Source organism: Streptomyces sp. LaBMicrA B280 (assembly GCF_049222185.1).
Classification (GTDB): Bacteria; Actinomycetota; Actinomycetes; order Streptomycetales; family Streptomycetaceae; genus Streptomyces; species Streptomyces murinus.
This window is the reverse complement of sequence record NZ_JBMJCT010000005.1, coordinates 88,346-106,341: the sequence shown is the minus strand read 5'-3', so window position 1 is coordinate 106,341 and position 17,996 is coordinate 88,346. Positions and strand designations below refer to the sequence as shown.

Below are 17,996 nucleotides of genomic sequence, written 5' to 3'. Positions count from 1 at the left end.
GGCGGCGTGGCCCGACCTATGGTCAGTGTGCCTTTGTCCTGCTTCCTAGGGTTTCCATGCCACCCGGCATGTACCGCATAGTGCAGGCATGAAATTGGTGATTACTTTCCTGACCATAGCTAGTGGCGTACTGCCTGCGCTCGGAGTCTGGTTGCTCTGGCGACGAGTTAACGGTCGACGAGATTACCTTAGGCGCAAGCTCCGCAAGCGCCAGAGGTCACTGCTCCCGCAGTTCTTGCTTCGATCGGTCTGATGTGCGGAACTTTCGCGGGTCTCCTGTCGACGTGGTTCGACTGACCTCGTCGTCTTCACCTTCTTCGTCCTGCAAGATGATCCTGAGATTCGACCGATAGTACCTGATTTTGGGCCCTGCTCTGCGGGACATCACGGTGACTACCGGGAGGAAGTCGTAGGGCTTTAATCTGTGAAACCTCATCCAGCATATTGCGGCCCTTATGTTCGCGTTCCCTCATTCGTTGGGGAGTGTGGAGCGGAACTCGGCAGCGGCTGCGCGCACCCAGGTTGGCTGGTCTGGGCCATCTGGTATCGATGATCCCAGGGTGTCATGGATCAGGATCTTGAAGAGTGCCTGCCTTTTCTTGCGACCAAGAGTGAATTTCCTTGAAATCCGCAAGTAAGTCCCCGCAATGCATTCCCATACTTCAATTTCTCCCTCTCGATGTTGCGGGGTGTCCCTCCTGAATGAAGTAACAGTCTCGTTCCAGCTCTGCGGAAATACGTCCATCAGGGCTTCGCGGATGAATCTGATTCTCCTCAGCTGAGGCTGCGTCAAGGGCGGTCCCAGGATGGGGTTGGATGCCAACTTCTCAAGGGGGACAGAAAGTTTCTCGGCAGCGTGCCTTCGATACAGTTCGGCATACGCTGTCGGTTTCGCGACCCGCAGTGCTTCGAAGGCTGTGAGTAGGGGATCCTTTCCCGTTGCATCGAATGCGTATCTGTCGGCAAGGTGCGGACTGAATCGCATGACTTCTTCTCGGTCAACGTGATACCAAACGGGTAGTATTCTCTTCCTGGCGCCTGTCTCCAGTGTGAGCAGGCTTCGAAATTCATACTCTGGCCATGGCTTACTCAAGAAGCTAGGGCTGAGTATGATGAGGCCATAGTTGGATTCTTGTAAGCCCTTGTCGATTGATGCTGACAGGCTGTCGCCTATCGTGAGGGAATGCTCGTCGTACCAGACTTTCATTCCGAGTTGCATCAAGAATGTGGCGAGAGGGCGTATGAATTCTTCTTTGTCCTCCGATGCGTGTGAGATAAACAAGTCGTATCTAGTGCTCGACATGGGATCCTCTGCGGGTGGGCGGCTAGTTATCGTCAGTATGACACGATCCGTGGTGTCAAGGCAGACATGTCAACCGAGTTGGGATCAGGGAGCTTCGTTGCCCCGGGCGGTGTTGAGACTGACGGCGTTGCGCCGTCTCCGGAGATCGTCGCCATACCAAGGGGCGTCGAAGTCCAGGGAGAGGCACCCTTCAGAGCAGCTGCTGCGGAACTCGCCGGCAGTTATACGCCGCGGCCTGGCCCGATAGAAGGCGTCGGCCCGCTCGCCGCCACATGTGGTCAGGGGCGCACCGCGTCGCACTTTCGATCGCCCAGGGGGAGTCATAGCCTTGCCGTCCATGGGGCTTACCAAGTGGGCGTACTCCCTCTCCGAAGCGATGCTGGCCGAACCCCTGCCGCGACGTTGGGCGCACTCGCTCGGGGCGGCCGAGCGGGCGTGTTCCCTGAGTCCGATCCTCGGCCGCGACTCCGAGCTGTTGGAAGCTGCCGCCGTCCTGCATGACGTCGGATACTCGCCCTCCATCGCCGTCACCGGCTTTCACCCGCTCGACGGGGCCCGCTTCCTCCGCGACCAGGAGGGTGCGGACGAGAGGGTCGTACGGCTCGTGGCGCACCACTCCTGCGCGCTCCTGGAGGCCGAGGAGAGAGGGCTCCGACATGAGCTGGAGACCGAGTTCGAGATGGAACGGCCAGAGTTGGTGGACGCGCTCATCGTGTCGGACATGACGACCACCCCGGATGGCGAGTACACGACGTCGGTGGCCCGGGTCAGCGAGATCGTGCAGCGATACGGGCCGGACACGATCGTGGGCCGCTTCATCCAGCGGGCGGCGCCGGAGATCTACGCCGCCGTGGAGCGAGTGGAAAGCAGGATGGCCGCCGTCGAGGCGGGGACTCAGCCGATGTAGGGCTCACGGCGCGTCTTGTCCAAGCCGTGCTGGATCCGCAGCCGCATGGACGGGTGGATGTCCAAGGAATCGAGGTCCGCCGGGTCGATCCAGCGAACCTCTTTGGATTCGCTGCTCGTGCGGAGGGATCCGCCCACCGGGTGGGCCCGGAAGCAGATGGAGAACTGCTGTCGCACCTCGCCGTCGTCGTAGGCGAGCACGTGCTCGGGATCGGTGTAGAGCCCGATGATGCCGTCCACCTCGACCCTGATCCCAGTTTCCTCCTCGACCTCGCGCACGACCGTGTCGCCGATGCGCTCGCCGATGTCGTGGCCACCGCCGGGCAGCGCCCACAGGTTGTTGTCGGTCTTGTGGATGATCAGGAGCCTGCCGGCGTCGTCGCACACCACGGCCGTGACCGAGGGCACGACAGAGTTGGCCATAGGAGCGTTGGGGTCGCGGAAGTAGTCGATTCGGCTCATGTGTCTGGACCTCTCAGGTCGGTGGGCGAAGAGATGGGTCGCGCGGTCTCCCAGACCCGTTCGACACTTTCGGCGTAGGCGTCGAACAGCTCACCCCCGGGGACGCGCTGGACGTGCAATACCGGCGCCATGTACGCGCCCACGCCGTACAGGTGGCCGTTGGCGAGCATCTCGTCGTCGGCCCGGTAGACCGAGTTGTAGAGCGTGGAGGAGTGCAGCCGGAACTCCACCCCCGGAAGCCCGAACAGCGGCGCGTAGTTGACCAGGGCGTTTCGAATCTTGCCGGCCATCGCGCCCCCGATTCCCTCGTCCTCGCCGCGCACGGCGACCGCTGCGCACTCGGGGTCCCCGAGCATGAACCGGATCCGAACGCCTGCGGCCGACCGCTCCTTGACGACCTGGTGGAAGGCCGCGTCCTCGGTGAGCCAGAAGCCCGAGTAGACAAGTACGTCGAAGTGTCGCGAGGCTCGGGCGTACAGCTGCCGCCAAAGGTGGTTCGGAACCACGGAGCGGTGCGGGTAGAGCCTGACCAGCTCGGCATTCCCGGCCTCGATGACCTCCGCCGACGTCCGCTCGTCCGGCCATAGATAGGACATCTCGTATTGCAGGAGCGAGGCCGCCGCGTACTTGAAGCGGCGGTACGGCTGGCGCCTCGGCTCATTGATCCAGCGTTCGACCGTCTTCGCCGACACGCCAAGAGCTTCCGCGACTTGATCGAGCGACAGTCCGCTCTTGGTGATCGCGCCGCGTAACCGCTCGTTCGCCACGTCGTACTCTCCCCCCACCGGGACGACTTGGGACGGCTTCACCGTAGCGAAGTCGTGCCTCACTCGTACGTGAGCGAAGTCCGACGTCTCGCGCACAACGGCCATGCTGAGGGCACATCGAGCCATGTGCTGAGGAAAGGGGCTCCATGCACACCATCGAGTACGAGGCGAAGGCGCTCGGGATCGATCCCGACGCCATGGCCGAGCGCATCACGGCCGCCGGTGGCATCTTCCAGGGCGAGCGCCTCATGCGGAGGTATGTGTACGACACGGTGCCGCCAGTACGTGGGCGCTGGGTGCGGCTGCGGGATTCCGGTGACGCGGTGACCCTTTGTGTGAAGACAGTCAGCTCGGACGAGATCGACGGCACCCGGGAGACCGAGACGACCGTCGGGTCGTTCGACGACGCGCATGCGCTGCTCGGGCTGATGGGGCTCACACACCGTGGCTACCAGGAGAACCGACGTTCGTCCTGGCTGCTGGACGGCGTGCGGCTGGAGATCGACGAGTGGCCGCGCATCCCGCCCTATCTGGAGATTGAGGGGGACGACGAGGACCAGGTGTGGGCGGCCGCCGATCGCCTTGCCATTCCCCGGCCCGACCTGACCAGCGAGAACACGACGAAGGTGTTCGCGCGGTACGGGATCGACCTCGACTCGATCGATGACCTGCGCTTCGGCTAGACCTCTCGACCGCGTGCCGACGGGCTCTGCTCCGGAACCCGTCGGCCAGGAGGTGATCATGACCAACACCGGAATCGACACCGGCGCGGACACGAAGGACTTACCCGTCACGGTGGTGCCCGACCGGACCCTGCGCGTCAAGATCATTGATGCGTGTGGGCTCGCCTGCACTTTCTGTCACAACGAAGGCACCCCGGTCACCACCGACAACCTCGGCCGCGCGGCTGGGGATTTCACCGGGACTCCGGGCCGCTCCGGTCGGGTCTCGATCTACCTGGCGAACAACGGCGCGAGCTTCCTGCCGGAACGGATCAAGGCGGACGGGGACTTCGCCCTCGCCCTGGCGGCCGTACGCGGCAGCCTTCCGACGACCGAGGTGCACTTCACGGGCGGAGAGCCCACTTTGCACCCTGAGCTCCCGGCCCTCGTGCGTATCGCGCGCCGACTCGGTCTGACGGTGGGCCTCACCAGCAACGGCGAGAACGGAGCCGCCGTACTTCCCGAATGTGCGGCGGCCGGCCTCGACCGGATCAACCTGTCCGTATTCGGTACGACTCCCGAGGAACTCGCCGCGGTCCAGGCGACGCGTCTCGCCTCGCCGAAACTGGCTGCGCGCAAGCTCGACGCCCTCGCCGCCACGATCGACACCGCGGCCCGCCACGGCGTGAAGGTCTCGGCGAACATCGTGATCCCGGACCGTGATCACGTGGTGCGGGTACTGCGCGTGATGGAGGAATACGGGCGGGCCGTCACCGTACGGATGCTCGTGAACCTGGAGGACGACGGGGCGTCGCTCGCCGCTATGCGAGAGGTGGTGGAGCGGCTCGGAGCGGTCGCGGTCCGCCGTGTCATCACCGCCGGCGCCTCCGACCAGCGCATCCGTTACCGGCTCCCCGACGGCCGGACCCTCCTCGCCAAGAGCATCCGGCCCGTCCGGCTCCCGGACACCTGCGCGGGCTGCCGGTTCAACAATGAGCGGGACTGCCAGGAGGGCTACTACGGCGTGCGAATGTACCGGGCGCGGAACGGACCCTTCATGGTCGGCGTGTGCATTCAGCGCATGGATCTGTGTCTGACGCTCGGGGAGTTCGTGATGAGCAGGCGCTGCGCGGAAGTCCGCGAGTTCCGGGAAGAGGAGGCGACGCGGCTCGCCGGTCTCTACGAGGGCGCGTGGACGCCGGGCTAACCCGAGCCATTGCCGAAATCTGTGATCGGGGCTCAGCTCGGATCGCCGGCGCGTAGGGCGAGCTTCATCCGTGTGAAGGCCGTAGGCGTCCGCCGTCGTGGCAGGGCGTTCTTGATCTGTTGGGCGATCTCCTCCGGCGTGTTCTTGCTCGTGTCGCATTCGATGTCGTAGATGCCGTGCGCGTGGACCTGGCCGAACTGCCGCGCGGCAAGACCTGGGGTCCGGTCGCCGCGGATCCGTTCCCGTCGCTCCAGCTCCGGCAGCGGGCAGTGCACGCCGACGAGGACGACGTTCTCGGCAGGGAACAGGTCGAGGCAGTCGAGGAGGCGCCAGCGCTGGCTCAGCAGATAGTCCACCACGATGTGATTGCCGGCTGCGGCCATCCCGGCTATCGCGCGGTGGAAGCCCCTGGCGGTTCGGTCGATCTCGGCCTGCAGGTGTTCGTCGGGGATGTCCCGGTCAGACCGCATGGCATGGAAGGCGTCGACCGGCATGTGAAAAAATGATTCGTCCAGGATCTGGAGAAGCTCCCGGGCGATGCTCGTTTTTCCGGAACTCGATGTCCCGTTCAGGAAGATGATCAGCCCGCCTGGTCTCTGGCCAGACATCTCAAGGCCGCTGGGTTCGCTGGGGCTGGCCGGCACCTCGTTCGGCTCTGCATCGTCATGCGACATGGGCGGATGATCTCGAAGGCCGTGGCAGGCTCGCCACCGGAATTTATGCCGCTTGTCTCCCGCTCGACCAGGACGCCCGTCTCGTCGTCGATGCGGCGGTCGTTCACCCGGGGAACCCTCACCTCGACCGGTCCGGCGGCGGTGACCACGGTCCGGGCCCGATGGTGGCCGTTCCGGACGACCAGGTACCCCTCACCCACCGTCCGCGCCCAGTGACACACCGCCGAACCCCCTCTTTCGTAATCGCTTCGCATGGTTGATCGTTGGGCCGTGCGTTGAGGACCGACGTCAGGGGGAGTGCGTGACGATCAGCCGTAGGACGCTGCTGGGTGCGGGTGCGGGTGCGGGTGCCGGGATCGGTGTGGGGGTGGTGAGTGGCTGTGGGTCCAACACCGGGCGGCAAGGCGGGAGTTCCGGTGGGGTGCGGATCGCGCAGTGGTATCACCAGTACGGGGAGGCCGGGACCGAGCAGGCGGTGAAGCGGTATGCCGCGGCTTATACGAAGGCGCGGGTCACCGTGCAGTGGCGGCCCGGGAATTATGATCAGCAGACGGCCGCGGCGCTGCTCACCGATTCCGGGCCCGATGTGTTCGAGGTCAACGGGCCCTCGCTCGACCAGATCCAGGGCGGCCAGGTCGAGGATCTGACCGCGTTGCTGGACGGGGTCGAGGGCGACTTCAATCCGGCGGTGCTGGCGCCGAAGACGTATCAGGGGAAGGTCTACGGCATTCCGCAGACCGTTGACATGCAGATGCTCTACTACCGCAAGAGCATGCTGCGGGACGCGGGAGTCCAGCCGCCGGGGACGCTCGATGAACTCGTCGACGCCGCGAAGAAGTTGAGCGACAGGAAGGTCAAGGGGCTCTTCCTCGGGAATGACGGCGGTGCCGGGGTACTCGGCGGAACGCCCCTGTACGCGGCGGGGCTCCGGCTGGTCACCGAGGACGGGAAGGTCGGGTTCGACGACCCGGCGGCGGCGCGGGCGCTCGGGAAGCTGAGGGAGCTGTACGCCGGTAAGGCGCTGCTCCTCGGCGCGCCCACCGACTGGTCGGATCCCTCGGCCTTTCTCCAGGGGCTCACCGCGATGCAGTGGTCCGGGCTGTGGGCGCTGCCGCAGGTGCAGAAGGAACTCGGCGACGATTTCGGGGTGTTGCCGTTTCCGGGGGACGGGAGCCAGGGGAAGCCGACCGTTCCCGTCGGGGCGTACGGGGCCGCCGTCAGCGCGCGGAGCAAGCACAAGGAGGCGGCGAAAGAGTACGTGAAGTGGCTCTGGGTGGAACGGACCGACTACCAGGAGGACTTCGCGCTCGGGTACGGCTTCCACATCCCCGCGCGGATCTCGCTCGCGAAGAAGGCCGGCAAGCTGAGGACCGGCGCGGCCGCCGACGCCGTACGGTTCGCCACCGAGCACGGGTACGCCCAGCCGCTGCTGTGGACCCCCGCCTCCCAGACCGCCTACCAGGACGCCCTGAACCGGATCATCAAGGACGGGGCGAACCCGGAGAGCGAACTGCGGGGCGTCGTACGGAAGGTGTCCGCGGAACTCGACCGGGTCCAGCACGCGTCGTGAGGCGCCGGGGGGCTTTCTGGTTCTGGGTGTTCGTCGGGCCCTTCGCGGCCGGGCTCGCGCTGTTCACGTACGTCCCGCTGCTGTGGAGCGTCGGCCTGAGCTTCTTCGACGCGCACAACACCGTGACGCCCACGGACTTCGTCGGCCTGGACAACTACACCGCGATGCTGAAGGACGGCGCGTTCACCGGGAGCCTGCGCACCTTCCTCGTGTTCACGGCCTTCATCGTGCCCGTCACCTTCGCCCTCTCCCTGGCCCTCGCCCTGATGGTCAACCGGGTGCGGCGGGCCCGGGCGTTCTTCCGGTCGGTGTTCTTCCTCCCGGCCGCGTGCAGTTACGTCGTGGCCGCCCTGATCTGGAAGATGTCGATCTTCAACGGGGTGCGCTTCGGGCTCGCCAACACCCTGCTCGGCTGGTTCGGCACCGACCCCGTGGCCTGGCTGTCCACCACCCATCCGCCCTGGTACTGGCTGGTCATCGTGACCGTACGACTGTGGCTCCAGGCCGGGTTCTACATGATCCTGTTCCTCGCCGGGCTCCAGCGGATCGATCCGGTGCTGTACGAGGCCGCCGCCGTGGACGGGGCCCGGCCGGGCTGGACGGTGCTGCGGCACATCACCCTGCCCCAACTGCGCGCCACCTCCGTCGCGGTGGTGCTGCTGCTCGTCATCAACGCCTTCCAGGCCTTCGACGAGTTCTACAACCTGCTGTCGGACGCGCGGGGTTATCCGCCGTACGCCCGCCCGCCGCTCGTCTACCTCTACTACACCGCCCTCGGCCAGGGGCAGAACCTGGGGCTCGGCAGCGCGGGCGCCGTGATCCTCGCGCTGATCATCGCGATCGTCACGGTGGGGCAGGCGCGCTGGCTCAAGCTCGGGAAAAGCGGGGAGGAATGAGGAGGAGTGGGACGATGGATGATGCTCTGGTGAGGGCCGGGCGGGCGCTGCGGGCCGTGGTGCTCGTCGTGCTCGCGCTGCTCTTCCTCATCCCCTTCTATCTGCTGGTGCGCAACGGGCTGTCCAGCGAGCAGGACATCACCTCGCCCGAATGGACCTTCTTTCCCGGCGAGTTGAGGTGGGGGAACGTACGGGAGCTGTTCGAGGACCCCGCCGTGCCGTTCGCCCGCTCGCTGCTCAACTCCGCCCTGATCGCCGTCGTCACCACCCTCGGCACCCTGCTGCTCGCCTCCCTCGCGGGGTACGGTCTCGCCCGCATCCCCTACCGGCACGCGAACAAGGTGTTCTACGGCATCCTCGGCACCCTGCTGGTCCCGGCCGCCGTCACCTTCGTACCGACTTTCGTGCTGGTGTCCTCCCTCGGCTGGGTCTCCACGCTGCGCGGGCTGATCGTGCCGACCCTGTTCTCGGCGTTCGCCTGCTTCGTCTTCCGGCAGTACTTCCTGGGATTCCCGCGGGAGTTGGAGGACGCGGCCCAGGTCGACGGGCTCGGCCCCTGGCGGACGTACTGGCTGGTGGTCGTGCCCAACGCGCGGCCGGTGTTCGCGGCGGTCGGCACCATCGTCTTCCTCGGCGCCTGGAACTCCTTCCTGTGGCCGCTGGTGATCGGGCAGGACCAGAGCGCCTGGACGGTCCAGGTGGCGCTGTCCTCCTTCACCACCGCCCAAGTCGTGCGCCTGCACGAGCTGTTCATCGCCGCGGCCGTCTCGGTCCTGCCGCTGCTGGCGGTGTTCCTGTGCTTCCAGCGGTGGATCGTGGCGGGAGTGGAGCGCTCCGGCATCGACTGAGGCCGGGGCCGGGGCCGGGGCGGCGGCTCAGCGGCTGCCGGTCAGATGGGCGAAGACGACCACGTTGCCCTGGTAGCCGGTGGTCTTCGAGTAGCCGCCACCGCAGGTGATCACGCGCAACTCCGGGCGGGCGGCGGCGCCGTAGACCTTCTGGTCGGGGAAGCCGCTGGCGGCGTAGACCTCGACGGCGTCCACGGTGAACTCGGCCACCGTGCCGTCCCGGCGGTCCACCTCGATCCGGGCGCCCCGCTTGAGCGCGCCCAGGTCGTAGAAGACGGCCGGTCCCTCCGTGTTGTCCACGTGCCCGGCGACGATCGCGGTCCCCCGCTCGCCGGGCGTGGTCCCCGCCTCGTACCAGCCGGCCAGGTTCTTGTTCTGCGCGGGCGGCACGTCCAGGCTGCCGGAGGAGGTGAGGGCGAGGCCCATCAGCGGGGCGTTCACGCGGATGGCCGGGATGCGGATGCGCAGCGGCGGGGACGGCGGCAGCGAGGGCGCGGACAGGCGCTCCTCGCCGGGGTCGGGGCGGCCCTCGGCGGCCGCCGGCTGCGGGGGAGTGTGCGACTGGCCGCCCAGCAGCCAGACCCCCGAGGCGAGGGCCACGACGGTGACCGCGGCTATCGCGGTGTCCCCGAGCCGCCGCGAGCGGCGCCCGCGGACCCCGCGGATGCCACGGGTACGGCTCCCGGTCGGACGTGCGCTGCGCATACGAACCCCTCTCCCGGGAGCGGACCCCCGAACTGGACCTGGGGCGGACCCCCGAACTGGGCCCGGGGCGGATCCCCGAACCGGACCCGGGGCGGACCCCCTCCCCCTCCGGGCCGCGAGGGGCATCGGACCCGGAGGGGGTGGGACGTGCGGTACCGGCGGACGGACAGCGGAGGGTGTCCGTCAGATCCCGTCGCCTCTCGCCCGGCGATGCAGGAGCCAGGTACCGCCCGCGGCGGCGACGGCCAGCGCCGTCACGCCCGCCGCGGTCTGCACGGGGTCGGGACCGAGCGCGCCGCCGACCCCCGTCTTCAGGCTGCCCCGCGGCTGCACCTGCTCGCGCGCCGCGCCGAGGGCCACCACCAGGTCGCCCGTCACCTGTCCGCTGCCCTCCGCGCACTTCGCGACGATCTCGTACGTCCCCGGCTGCGCGCTGGGCGGCACCTGGAACTGACCGATCGCCTCGCCCTGGTGCGTGGTGGGCGCCAGGGTGAAGACGCCGGCGCCGACCGCGCCCGCGTCCCCCGTCGCGCCGCCCTTGTCCCCGCAGGCGGCGGTGTTCACCGTGACCTGTCCGCCGGGAATGGCGGTGGACGGGTACACCTCCAGGCTGCCCGTGGGGGCGCGCATGGGGCGCGTGGCCGCGGCGCCGCCGTAGGCGGGCGCGGCGGCGAGCGCCGCCGTTCCCACGGCGAGCGCGGTACCGGTCAGCAGACGGGCGGTGCGGCGCATGGTGCTCCCCAGAGCTTGTCGAGCTTGTCCGACTGGTGTGTCCCCTGCCCTTCCGAGGTAAAGGGCTCGCGCCGGGATCCGCTTGCCGAGAGATCGGCCGGACTGCGGTGAACGGGTGGCGGGCGCGGCGGCCATACGGCTGAGCCATGGCGGAGTCGGGGCAGGTCAGGGGTGGTGGGCCGGACAGCGCGAGAAGAAAGTACGAAGAACACACGAATGGAGCGACGGGGGCCGTTGAACGGGTGACCGGGAGGCCGGGAGACCCGGAGGCCCGGGACCCGGAGACCGGGAGATTTGGCGGGTGACGGGACGTCAGTCGGGCCCGGGGGATGCGTCCCCGGGCCCGTACCGCCGATCCTGTTCGGTCAGTTCACGTTGACCGCGCTCCAGGCCGCCGCCACCGCGTTATACTCCGCGCCGCCCGCGCCGTAGAGGTCCTTGGCCGCGTTGAGGGTGGCCGTGCGGGCGCCCGCGTAGTTGGTGGAGGACGTCATGTAGACCGTCAGCGCCCGGTACCAGATCTTGCCGACCTTGTCGTGGCCGATCCCGGTGACCGTGGAGCCGTTGTACGTGGGCGAGTTGTAGCTGACGCCGTTGATGACCTTGGCGCCGCTGCCCTCCGCGAGGAGGTAGGCGAAGTGGTTGGCGACGCCGGAGGAGTAGTGGACGTCGAGGTTGCCGACCGAGCCGCTCCAGTAGTCGGCCGAACTGCCGTCCCTGGAGGGCTTGTCCATGTAGCGCAGGGCGGTCCCCCCGAAGCCGGGGCGGACGATCTGCTCACCGATGAGGTAATCACCGGGATCCGACGGGTTGTTCGCGTACCACTCCACCATCGTGCCGAGGATGTCGGAGGTGGCCTCGTTCAGGCCGCCGGACTCGCCCGAGTAGGTCAGGCCGGCCGTCTTGGAGGTGACGCCGTGCGACATCTCGTGCCCGGCGACGTCCAGCGCGACCAGCGGTCCGAAGGTGGTCCCGTCGCCGTCGCCGTACGTCATGCAGAAGCAACTGTCGTCCCAGAAGGCGTTGTTGTAGTTGCTGCCGTAGTGGACGCGGTTGTACGAGCCCTTGCCGTCGCCCGCGATGCCGTTGCGGCCGTGGACGTTCTTGTAGTAGTCCCAGGTCTCGTCGGTGCCGTACTGGGCGTCGACCGCGGCCGAGGAGCGGTCGGCGGTGGCGCCCGTGCCCCAGTGGTTGTCGGTGTCCGTGAACACGGTCGAGGGCGCCCGGCTGATGCAGATGCCGAAGATGCACAGATCGGTCTTGTTCGCGGCGTCCCCGGTGTAGGTGTTGCCCCGGGTCGGGTCCTTGAGCTGGTACGACGATCCGGACTGGGTCGTCTCCAGCGGCACCGTGCCGCTGTACAGCGACTGGCCGTCGCCGGTGGCGGTCTCGATGCTGTCCCAGCTGTCGATCCGGGCGCCGGTGCGGGCGTCGGTCAGCACGGTGCGCGCGACCGGGTTGCCGAGCGGGTCCAGGGCGACCGCGTCGGTCCGCCAGGCCAGCCTGGGGGTGCCGTGCAGCGCGTCCACGACCAGCCGCGGCTTGGCCTTCACCTGCCGCAGCCGGTGCCCGGGGTCGGCCGCGCGCAGCGCGTTCGTCGCGAGGTCGGCGGCCTCGGGTGCGGACACCTCGGGCGTGGTCGAGGGCAGCGCGAGCGCGGCGCGGCTCGCCCGGTCGGCGCCCCGGTAGCCGCCGTCCGGGCCGATGTGGACGACGAAGTCGCCGCCCAGCACGGGGAGTCGGTGATAGGTGCGGTCGTAACGGACGTGCTGGCTGCCGTCCTTGTCCACGATCACGTCCCGGACGCTCGTGGCCTGCGCGGAGTTCAGCCCCAGGCTCGACGCGTGCGCGAGGAGCGCCGACGCCGCGTGCCGCACGGCGGTGGCCCGGGTGGGTCTGGGGGCGGCATGGGCGGCGGGGGAGAGGGTGGCGGCCAGCAGGGTCGCGCTGCTGACGGCGACACCGGCGGTGGCGAGACGACGGGATCCTCGGACGTGCTGCCGTATTCGGCTCATCTGTCTCCTCGGAAAGGGCGCCATCCAGGCGTGGGGGGATGGCGCTGGATGCCCCTGAGATTTAAGGGGGCATGACAACCCATGTCCATAGGGAGTTCACAGGAAGGGGAGAAGAGGGCCCTGTTCGACCTGTTCCGACCCCGTTGCCGCTACTGCCGGTTGAGGGAGCGGGTGATGCCCGCCGCGATCGTCGTCGCCAGGACCCAGCCCAGCGCGATCAGCAGGTACGACAGCCACTGGAAGCCGCCGCGCGGGGCGTACGCGCTCTCCTGGCCGAAGTCGATGATCGGCAGCAGCAGGTCCAGGGTGTAGAAGAGCGCGTTGAAGGCGGGGGCCTCGGACGGCTTGAGGGCGGGCGGGTGGTGCAGGGCGAAGACGAGGGTGCCCGTGCACAGCAGCAGGAGCAGCCAGAGCGCGGCGCGCATCGGACGGAAGCCGTAGCCGACGGCGGCGTCCTGGAGGTAGCCCCACAGCCGGGCGTACGCCGGCAGGGTGCCGCGATGGCGGCGGAGCTTGGCGAGCTGGACGGTGCGGGCGGCGCCGTCGTCGCCCACCGCCCGATAGGCGGTGGTCAACTGCTCGTAGGGGTACGGGAGATAGCCGTCCGGTTCGCGTTCCAGCAGCGGCAGCCGTTGCGCGGCGGGCAGATGCGGGGTCAGCACCCGGTAGGCGAGACCGTCGAGTTGGACCCGCTCGGGCCATACCTCGGGCGGCACATGCAGCAGGTCGAGCTGGGCGCGGCGCAGATTGACCGTGCCCTCGATCGGCGCGGCCTCCCGCAGCCACAGCTCGCCGATGACCGCGCTGCTGGCGCGCAGGGCGTGCCCGGCGGGGTTCGACAACCGGGCGTAGGCCAGGTTCAGTTGGCGGGGGACGCGGGCGCCGCTCAGATTGACCCGGCCCCGCGCGCGCAGCCGCATCGCGTGCAGATCGGTGCCGACCGCGAGCACCTCGGCGTGCAGCGCGGTGCCGCCGGGGGCGTCGAGCACCGCGTCGTTGAGATTCACCTGCCCGCCGACGACGGCCCCGTTCAGCTGCACCGTGCCGTGCGCGACCAGCCCCGGCGCCCACACGTCCGTGGCCACCTCGGCGTGGTTGAGCTGGAGCACGGCCTCCTGCGGGTCCGCCCCGGGCGTCCCGAGCCGCGCCCCGTTGGCGAAGAACGCCCCGGTCAGCCTGGCGCCCTGGAGCCGGACCGGGCCCGTGAGACGGCAGCAGGTGATCCGTACGACCCCGTCGGCGCGCAGCGTCCCGGCCGTCAGCCCCGGCAGCACCGAGTCGGTGAGGACCAGGGCGCCGATCCGGGCCCCGTACAGGTCGGGCGCCTGCTCGAAGTGGCAGGCGCGCAGCCGGACGGCGCAGCTGACGGTGCCGTACTTCAGGTCGAGCCGCCCGGTGACGCGCGCGCCCGCCACCTTCAGGCCCGCCGTACGGCCCTCCGTCACCGGGCCCGTCAGCAGCAACTCCCGCAGGAATTCCGCCCGTAGGGTCCGCTCCGGCCCCCAGTCCGCGCCCCGCCCCGGATCGTCGTCGTCGCCCTCCCGGAAGTCGACCCCCTCGCCGAGCGGAAAGGCGTCACGAACACGGCGCTCGGCGGGCGTCAGCTCGGTGAGGTCCATGGGCTCAGCCCTTCGCACGCCGGGTCGGACTCGCACTGCCCGCCCCGGCCAGCGCGTCGGCGATACCCTGGTCCCGGGGGCCGAGGAACGTCGGGTCCGGGCGGAAGACGGTGTCCAGCAACGCCTTGTCCGCCGCGAACACCTCGCGGGTGCCGCCGTAGTACCAGGTGGCGTCGTGCGGCTCGTCGACCCCGACGCCGTACGAGTCGATGCCCGCCGCCTCGCACAGCGCGACCGCCCGCCGGATGTGGAAGCCCTGGCTGACCAGGACGGCACGGTCCACGCCGAAGATCTTCTTCGCGCGTACGCAGGAGTCCCAGGTGTCGAAACCGGCATAGTCGCGCACGATCTTGCCGCCCGGCACGCCGTGCCGGGTGAGGTAGGTGCGCATGGCGTCCGGCTCGTCGTAGTCCTTGCGGCTGTTGTCGCCGGTGACCAGGACGACCTTGACTCGGCCCGCGCGGTACAGCGCCGCCGTCGCGTCCAGGCGGTGCGCGAGGTAGGGCGACGGCTCCCCGTTCCACAGCCCGGCCCCGAACACCACCGCGACCGGCGCGGGCGGCGCGTCCGCGACCGTGCGCAGCCGGTCCGCCGTGGACGTGCACAGCCAGGCCCCCGGCAGCAGCGCCAGCGCGCAGACGGCCACCACGGCCCGCACCAGCCGCCGCTGCCCGGTGCGGGTGCGCGGCAGCCGCGGTCTTCGGATCCTCATGTGCTGCTCCCCCTCGGTACGGAATCCGGTACCCGGACCCGGACCCGGACCCGGTGCCGGTGCCGGTGCCGGTTCCGGTTCCGACCATGGAGGACGCCATCGGGGGCCCTCCGGTTCGCCGCGCTGTGCGAATCCGCCCCGCTGATACGGCCGGATTCCCGCTCCGGCCGTACGACTGGGCCACCCGGCACCCCTCATTCGGCACCCCGTGCGGCTACTGTCGAATCATGGAAGGCAGCGCACCCGGCCCCTGCGGCCCCGACCCTTACGGCCCCGCGGACCTGGAGCGCTTCGCGCCCGAGCCCGACAAACGCCCCGGCCGCACCGCCTTCCAGCGCGACCGCGCCCGCATCCTGCACTCCGCCGCGCTGCGCCGCCTCGCGGGCAAGACGCAGGTCGTCACGCCGGGCAGCCACAGCCAGGTCTGGGACGCCAGCCCCCGCACCCGGCTCACCCACTCCCTGGAGTGCGCCCAGGTCGGCCGGGAACTGGGCGCGGCCCTCGGCTGCGACCCCGACCTCGTGGAGGCCGCCTGCCTCTCCCACGACCTGGGCCATCCGCCCTTCGGCCACAACGGCGAACAGGCGCTCAACGCGTTCGCGGACGACTGCGGCGGCTTCGAGGGCAACGCCCAGTCGCTGCGGCTGCTCACCCGGATCGAGCCCAAGCGGTTCACCGAGGAGGGCTCCGTCGGCCTCAACCTCACCCGCGCCGCGCTCGACGCCGCCACCAAGTACCCCTGGCCGCGCGGCGCCCACCCCACCGACCCCGCCTCGGTGAAGTTCGGTGTGTACGAGGACGACCGCCCGGTGTTCGACTGGGTCAGGGCCGCCGCCCCCGGCACCCGTACCTGCTTCGAGGCCCAGGTCATGGACTGGTCCGACGACGTGGCCTACTCGGTGCACGACGTCGAGGACGGCCTGCACGCCGGCCACATCGACCCCAACTGCCTGCACGCCGAGCCCGAACGGGGGGCCGTGTTCGAGGTGGCCGTCGGCCGCTACGTCCCCGCCGACACCGATCCGGCCGAACTCGCGGACGCCCTCGACCGCCTCCAGGACGCCGAGTGGTGGCCGCACGGCTACGACGGCACCGCGGTCGCCCAGGCCCGCCTGAAGGACGCCACCAGTCAGCTCATCGGACGGTTCTGTCTGGCCGCCGAGGGCGCCACCCGCGCCGCCTACGGAAACGGCCGGCTCACCCGCTACGACGCGCGTCTCGTCGTACCGCGGGAGACCCGGCTGGAGTGCGCGGTGCTCAAGGCGGTCGCCGACCGGTATGTGATGCAGCGCGCCGAGCAGGAGCGGCTGCGGGCCGATCAGCGGGTGATCGTGGCGGAGCTGGCCGAGGCGCTCACCGCCCGTGCGCCGGACGGCCTGGATCCGCAGTTTCGGGCCCTGTTCGACGGGGCATCCGACGACCACGCGCGCAAGCGGGTGATCGTCGACCAGATCGCATCCCTCACCGACGCCTCCGCGCTCTCGCTGCACGCGAGACTGACCGGGCATATGTGAGAGGAACGTGCACCGGGTGGCCTGATCGGGTCACTCCCCCTTCCCGCGGCACGCCGTGTGCGGGACGCTCGCGGGTGGCGGCACCCTTACGAGGAGGCATACAAGTGGTCGACGCGGATCAGACATTCGTCATCGTCGGAGGCGGCCTCGCCGGCGCGAAGGCGGCGGAGACGCTCCGCGCGGAGGGCTTCACCGGCAGGGTGATACTGATCTGCGACGAACGCGACCACCCGTACGAGCGACCGCCGCTGTCCAAGGGCTTCCTGCTCGGCAAGGAGGAGCGCGACAGCGTCTTCGTGCACGAACCCGCCTGGTACGCGCGCAACGACATCGAGCTGCACCTCGGCCAGAGCGTCGACCGCATCGACCGCAGGGCCAAGACCGTGCGCTACGGCGACGACGGCACCCTCGTCCGGTACGACAAGCTGCTGCTGTGCACCGGCGCCGAGCCGCGCCGCCTGGACATCCCCGGCACCGATCTCGCGGGCGTCCACCATCTGCGCCGGCTCGCGCACGCCGAGCGGCTCAAGGGCGTGCTGGCCTCCCTCGGCCGGGACAACGGGCATCTCGTGATCGCCGGTGCCGGGTGGATCGGCCTGGAGGTCGCGGCGGCGGCGCGCGAGTACGGCGCGGAGGTCACCGTGATCGAGCCGGAGCCGACCCCGCTGCACGGCGTGCTCGGCCCCGAGCTGGGCAATGTCTTCGCCCAGCTGCACAGCGGGCACGGGGTGCGCTTCCAGTTCGGGCGGCGGCTCACCGAGATCATCGGCCAGGACGGCATGGTCCTCGCGGTGCGCACCGACGACGGCGAGGAGCACCCGGCGCACGACGTCCTCGCGGCGATCGGCGCGGTCCCGCGGGTCGCGCTCGCGGAGGCGGCGGGCCTGGAGATCGCCGACCGGGCGCACGGCGGCGGGATCGTGGTGGACGAGCGGCTGCGGACGTCCGACCCCGACATCTGCGCCGCCGGAGACGTGGCCGCGTTCCCGCTGGAGCTGTTCGGCACCCGGATCCGGGTCGAGCACTGGGCCAACGCGCTCAACGGGGGACCGGCGGCGGCGCGCTCGATGCTCGGGCAGGACGCCGTGTACGACCGGGTGCCGTACTTCTTCACCGACCAGTACGACCTGGGGATGGAGTACAGCGGCTGGGCGCCGCCGGGGTCGTACGACCAGGTGGTCATCCGGGGCGACATGGGCAAGCGGGAGTTCATCGCGTTCTGGGTGAGCGAGGGGAGGGTGCTCGCGGGCATGAACGTGAATGTGTGGAACGTCACGGAACAGATCCAGCGGCTCATCCGCTCCCGTGCGCGGGTGGACACGGACGCGCTGGCGGATCCGCATGTGCCACTGGAGCGGCTGGCCGTCTGAACCCCCGGAGCCCCGGAGCGCTCCTTTCGCCACC

At 69.4% G+C, this 17,996-nt stretch carries 17 protein-coding genes; 8 read left to right on the top strand and 9 right to left on the bottom strand.

Features of this window, described 5'->3' with window-relative positions; all coding sequences use genetic code 11:
- Nucleotides 1-469 precede the first annotated feature (469 nt).
- Nucleotides 470-1,303, bottom strand: a complete 834-nt coding sequence (locus tag ACLF5H_RS05045) for a toll/interleukin-1 receptor domain-containing protein (RefSeq protein ID WP_421674850.1) — start codon at nt 1,301-1,303, stop codon at nt 470-472.
- A 337-nt stretch (nt 1,304-1,640) separates the two neighbouring features.
- Between ACLF5H_RS05045 and ACLF5H_RS05040 the strand changes: the two genes are divergently transcribed.
- The gene (locus ACLF5H_RS05040; protein WP_421674849.1) at nt 1,641-2,210 is read left to right on the top strand and encodes an HD domain-containing protein; all 570 of its coding nucleotides are present in this window, start codon (nt 1,641-1,643) and stop codon (nt 2,208-2,210) included.
- Here ACLF5H_RS05040 and ACLF5H_RS05035 read toward each other — a convergent pair.
- Both ACLF5H_RS05035 and ACLF5H_RS05030 read right to left on the bottom strand, forming a co-directional pair.
- Complete coding sequence (locus tag ACLF5H_RS05035) at nt 2,198-2,671, bottom strand: NUDIX hydrolase (protein WP_421674848.1); 474 nt, start codon at nt 2,669-2,671, stop codon at nt 2,198-2,200. The genes ACLF5H_RS05040 and ACLF5H_RS05035 overlap by 13 nt on opposite strands.
- Nucleotides 2,668-3,438, bottom strand: a complete 771-nt coding sequence (locus ACLF5H_RS05030; RefSeq protein WP_421674847.1) for a helix-turn-helix domain-containing protein — start codon at nt 3,436-3,438, stop codon at nt 2,668-2,670. Before ACLF5H_RS05030 ends, ACLF5H_RS05035 begins: the two co-directional genes overlap by 4 nt.
- 146 nt (nt 3,439-3,584) lie before the next feature.
- Here ACLF5H_RS05030 and ACLF5H_RS05025 point away from each other — a divergent pair, with 146 nt between their 5' ends.
- Nucleotides 3,585-4,121 carry a class IV adenylate cyclase gene (locus tag ACLF5H_RS05025; RefSeq protein WP_421674846.1) on the top strand — a complete coding sequence of 179 codons (537 nt, stop codon included), beginning with the start codon at nt 3,585-3,587 and terminating at the stop codon, nt 4,119-4,121.
- Nucleotides 4,122-4,179: 58 nt separating this feature from the next.
- Nucleotides 4,180-5,307: a radical SAM protein gene (locus ACLF5H_RS05020; protein ID WP_421674942.1), complete on the top strand. Its 1,128-nt coding sequence runs from the start codon at nt 4,180-4,182 to the stop codon at nt 5,305-5,307.
- Nucleotides 5,308-5,339: 32 nt separating this feature from the next.
- On the opposite strand, the gene ACLF5H_RS05015 is transcribed toward ACLF5H_RS05020, so the two are convergent.
- Nucleotides 5,340-5,915, bottom strand: a complete 576-nt coding sequence (locus tag ACLF5H_RS05015; RefSeq protein ID WP_421674941.1) for a chloramphenicol phosphotransferase CPT family protein — start codon at nt 5,913-5,915, stop codon at nt 5,340-5,342.
- Between the two features lie 367 nt (nt 5,916-6,282).
- Here ACLF5H_RS05015 and ACLF5H_RS05010 point away from each other — a divergent pair, with 367 nt between their 5' ends.
- Genes ACLF5H_RS05010 through ACLF5H_RS05000 form a run of 3 tightly spaced genes read left to right on the top strand, consistent with a single transcriptional unit; the run spans nt 6,283 to nt 9,295 of the window.
- Nucleotides 6,283-7,551, top strand: a complete 1,269-nt coding sequence (locus tag ACLF5H_RS05010) for an ABC transporter substrate-binding protein (protein WP_421674845.1) — start codon at nt 6,283-6,285, stop codon at nt 7,549-7,551.
- Nucleotides 7,548-8,447 carry a carbohydrate ABC transporter permease gene (locus ACLF5H_RS05005; protein ID WP_421674844.1) on the top strand — a complete coding sequence of 300 codons (900 nt, stop codon included), beginning with the start codon at nt 7,548-7,550 and terminating at the stop codon, nt 8,445-8,447. The genes ACLF5H_RS05010 and ACLF5H_RS05005 overlap by 4 nt, the downstream gene beginning before the upstream one ends.
- Nucleotides 8,448-8,461: 14 nt before the next feature.
- Entirely contained in the window at nt 8,462-9,295 is an 834-nt protein-coding gene (locus tag ACLF5H_RS05000) for a carbohydrate ABC transporter permease (protein ID WP_421674843.1), read from the top strand.
- Nucleotides 9,296-9,322: 27 nt separating this feature from the next.
- Here the strand turns inward: ACLF5H_RS05000 and ACLF5H_RS04995 are convergent, their stop codons facing one another.
- The 5 genes from ACLF5H_RS04995 to ACLF5H_RS04975 all read right to left on the bottom strand — a co-directional run bounded on the left by ACLF5H_RS04995 (nt 9,323) and on the right by ACLF5H_RS04975 (nt 15,078).
- Nucleotides 9,323-10,000, bottom strand: a complete 678-nt coding sequence (locus ACLF5H_RS04995) for a class F sortase (RefSeq protein WP_421674842.1) — start codon at nt 9,998-10,000, stop codon at nt 9,323-9,325.
- Nucleotides 10,001-10,183: 183 nt separating this feature from the next.
- Entirely contained in the window at nt 10,184-10,732 is a 549-nt protein-coding gene (locus ACLF5H_RS04990; protein ID WP_421674841.1) for a hypothetical protein, read from the bottom strand.
- Between the two features lie 365 nt (nt 10,733-11,097).
- On the bottom strand, nt 11,098-12,747 hold the full coding sequence (locus ACLF5H_RS04985; protein WP_421674840.1) for a M4 family metallopeptidase: 1,650 nt from the start codon (nt 12,745-12,747) through the stop codon (nt 11,098-11,100).
- Between the two features lie 149 nt (nt 12,748-12,896).
- Nucleotides 12,897-14,366: a membrane-associated oxidoreductase gene (locus ACLF5H_RS04980; RefSeq protein ID WP_421674839.1), complete on the bottom strand. Its 1,470-nt coding sequence runs from the start codon at nt 14,364-14,366 to the stop codon at nt 12,897-12,899.
- A gap of 4 nt (nt 14,367-14,370) precedes the next feature.
- Nucleotides 14,371-15,078, bottom strand: a complete 708-nt coding sequence (locus tag ACLF5H_RS04975) for a SanA/YdcF family protein (RefSeq protein ID WP_421674838.1) — start codon at nt 15,076-15,078, stop codon at nt 14,371-14,373.
- Between the two features lie 227 nt (nt 15,079-15,305).
- Between ACLF5H_RS04975 and ACLF5H_RS04970 the strand changes: the two genes are divergently transcribed.
- A complete protein-coding gene (locus ACLF5H_RS04970) occupies nt 15,306-16,592 on the top strand; it encodes a deoxyguanosinetriphosphate triphosphohydrolase (RefSeq protein ID WP_421674837.1) in 1,287 nt (428 codons plus the stop codon).
- A 104-nt stretch (nt 16,593-16,696) separates the two neighbouring features.
- Nucleotides 16,697-17,962 (top strand): NAD(P)/FAD-dependent oxidoreductase, encoded by a 1,266-nt coding sequence (locus ACLF5H_RS04965; protein ID WP_421674836.1) that lies wholly within the window; start codon nt 16,697-16,699, stop codon nt 17,960-17,962.
- The last annotated feature ends 34 nt before the right edge of the window (nt 17,963-17,996 follow it).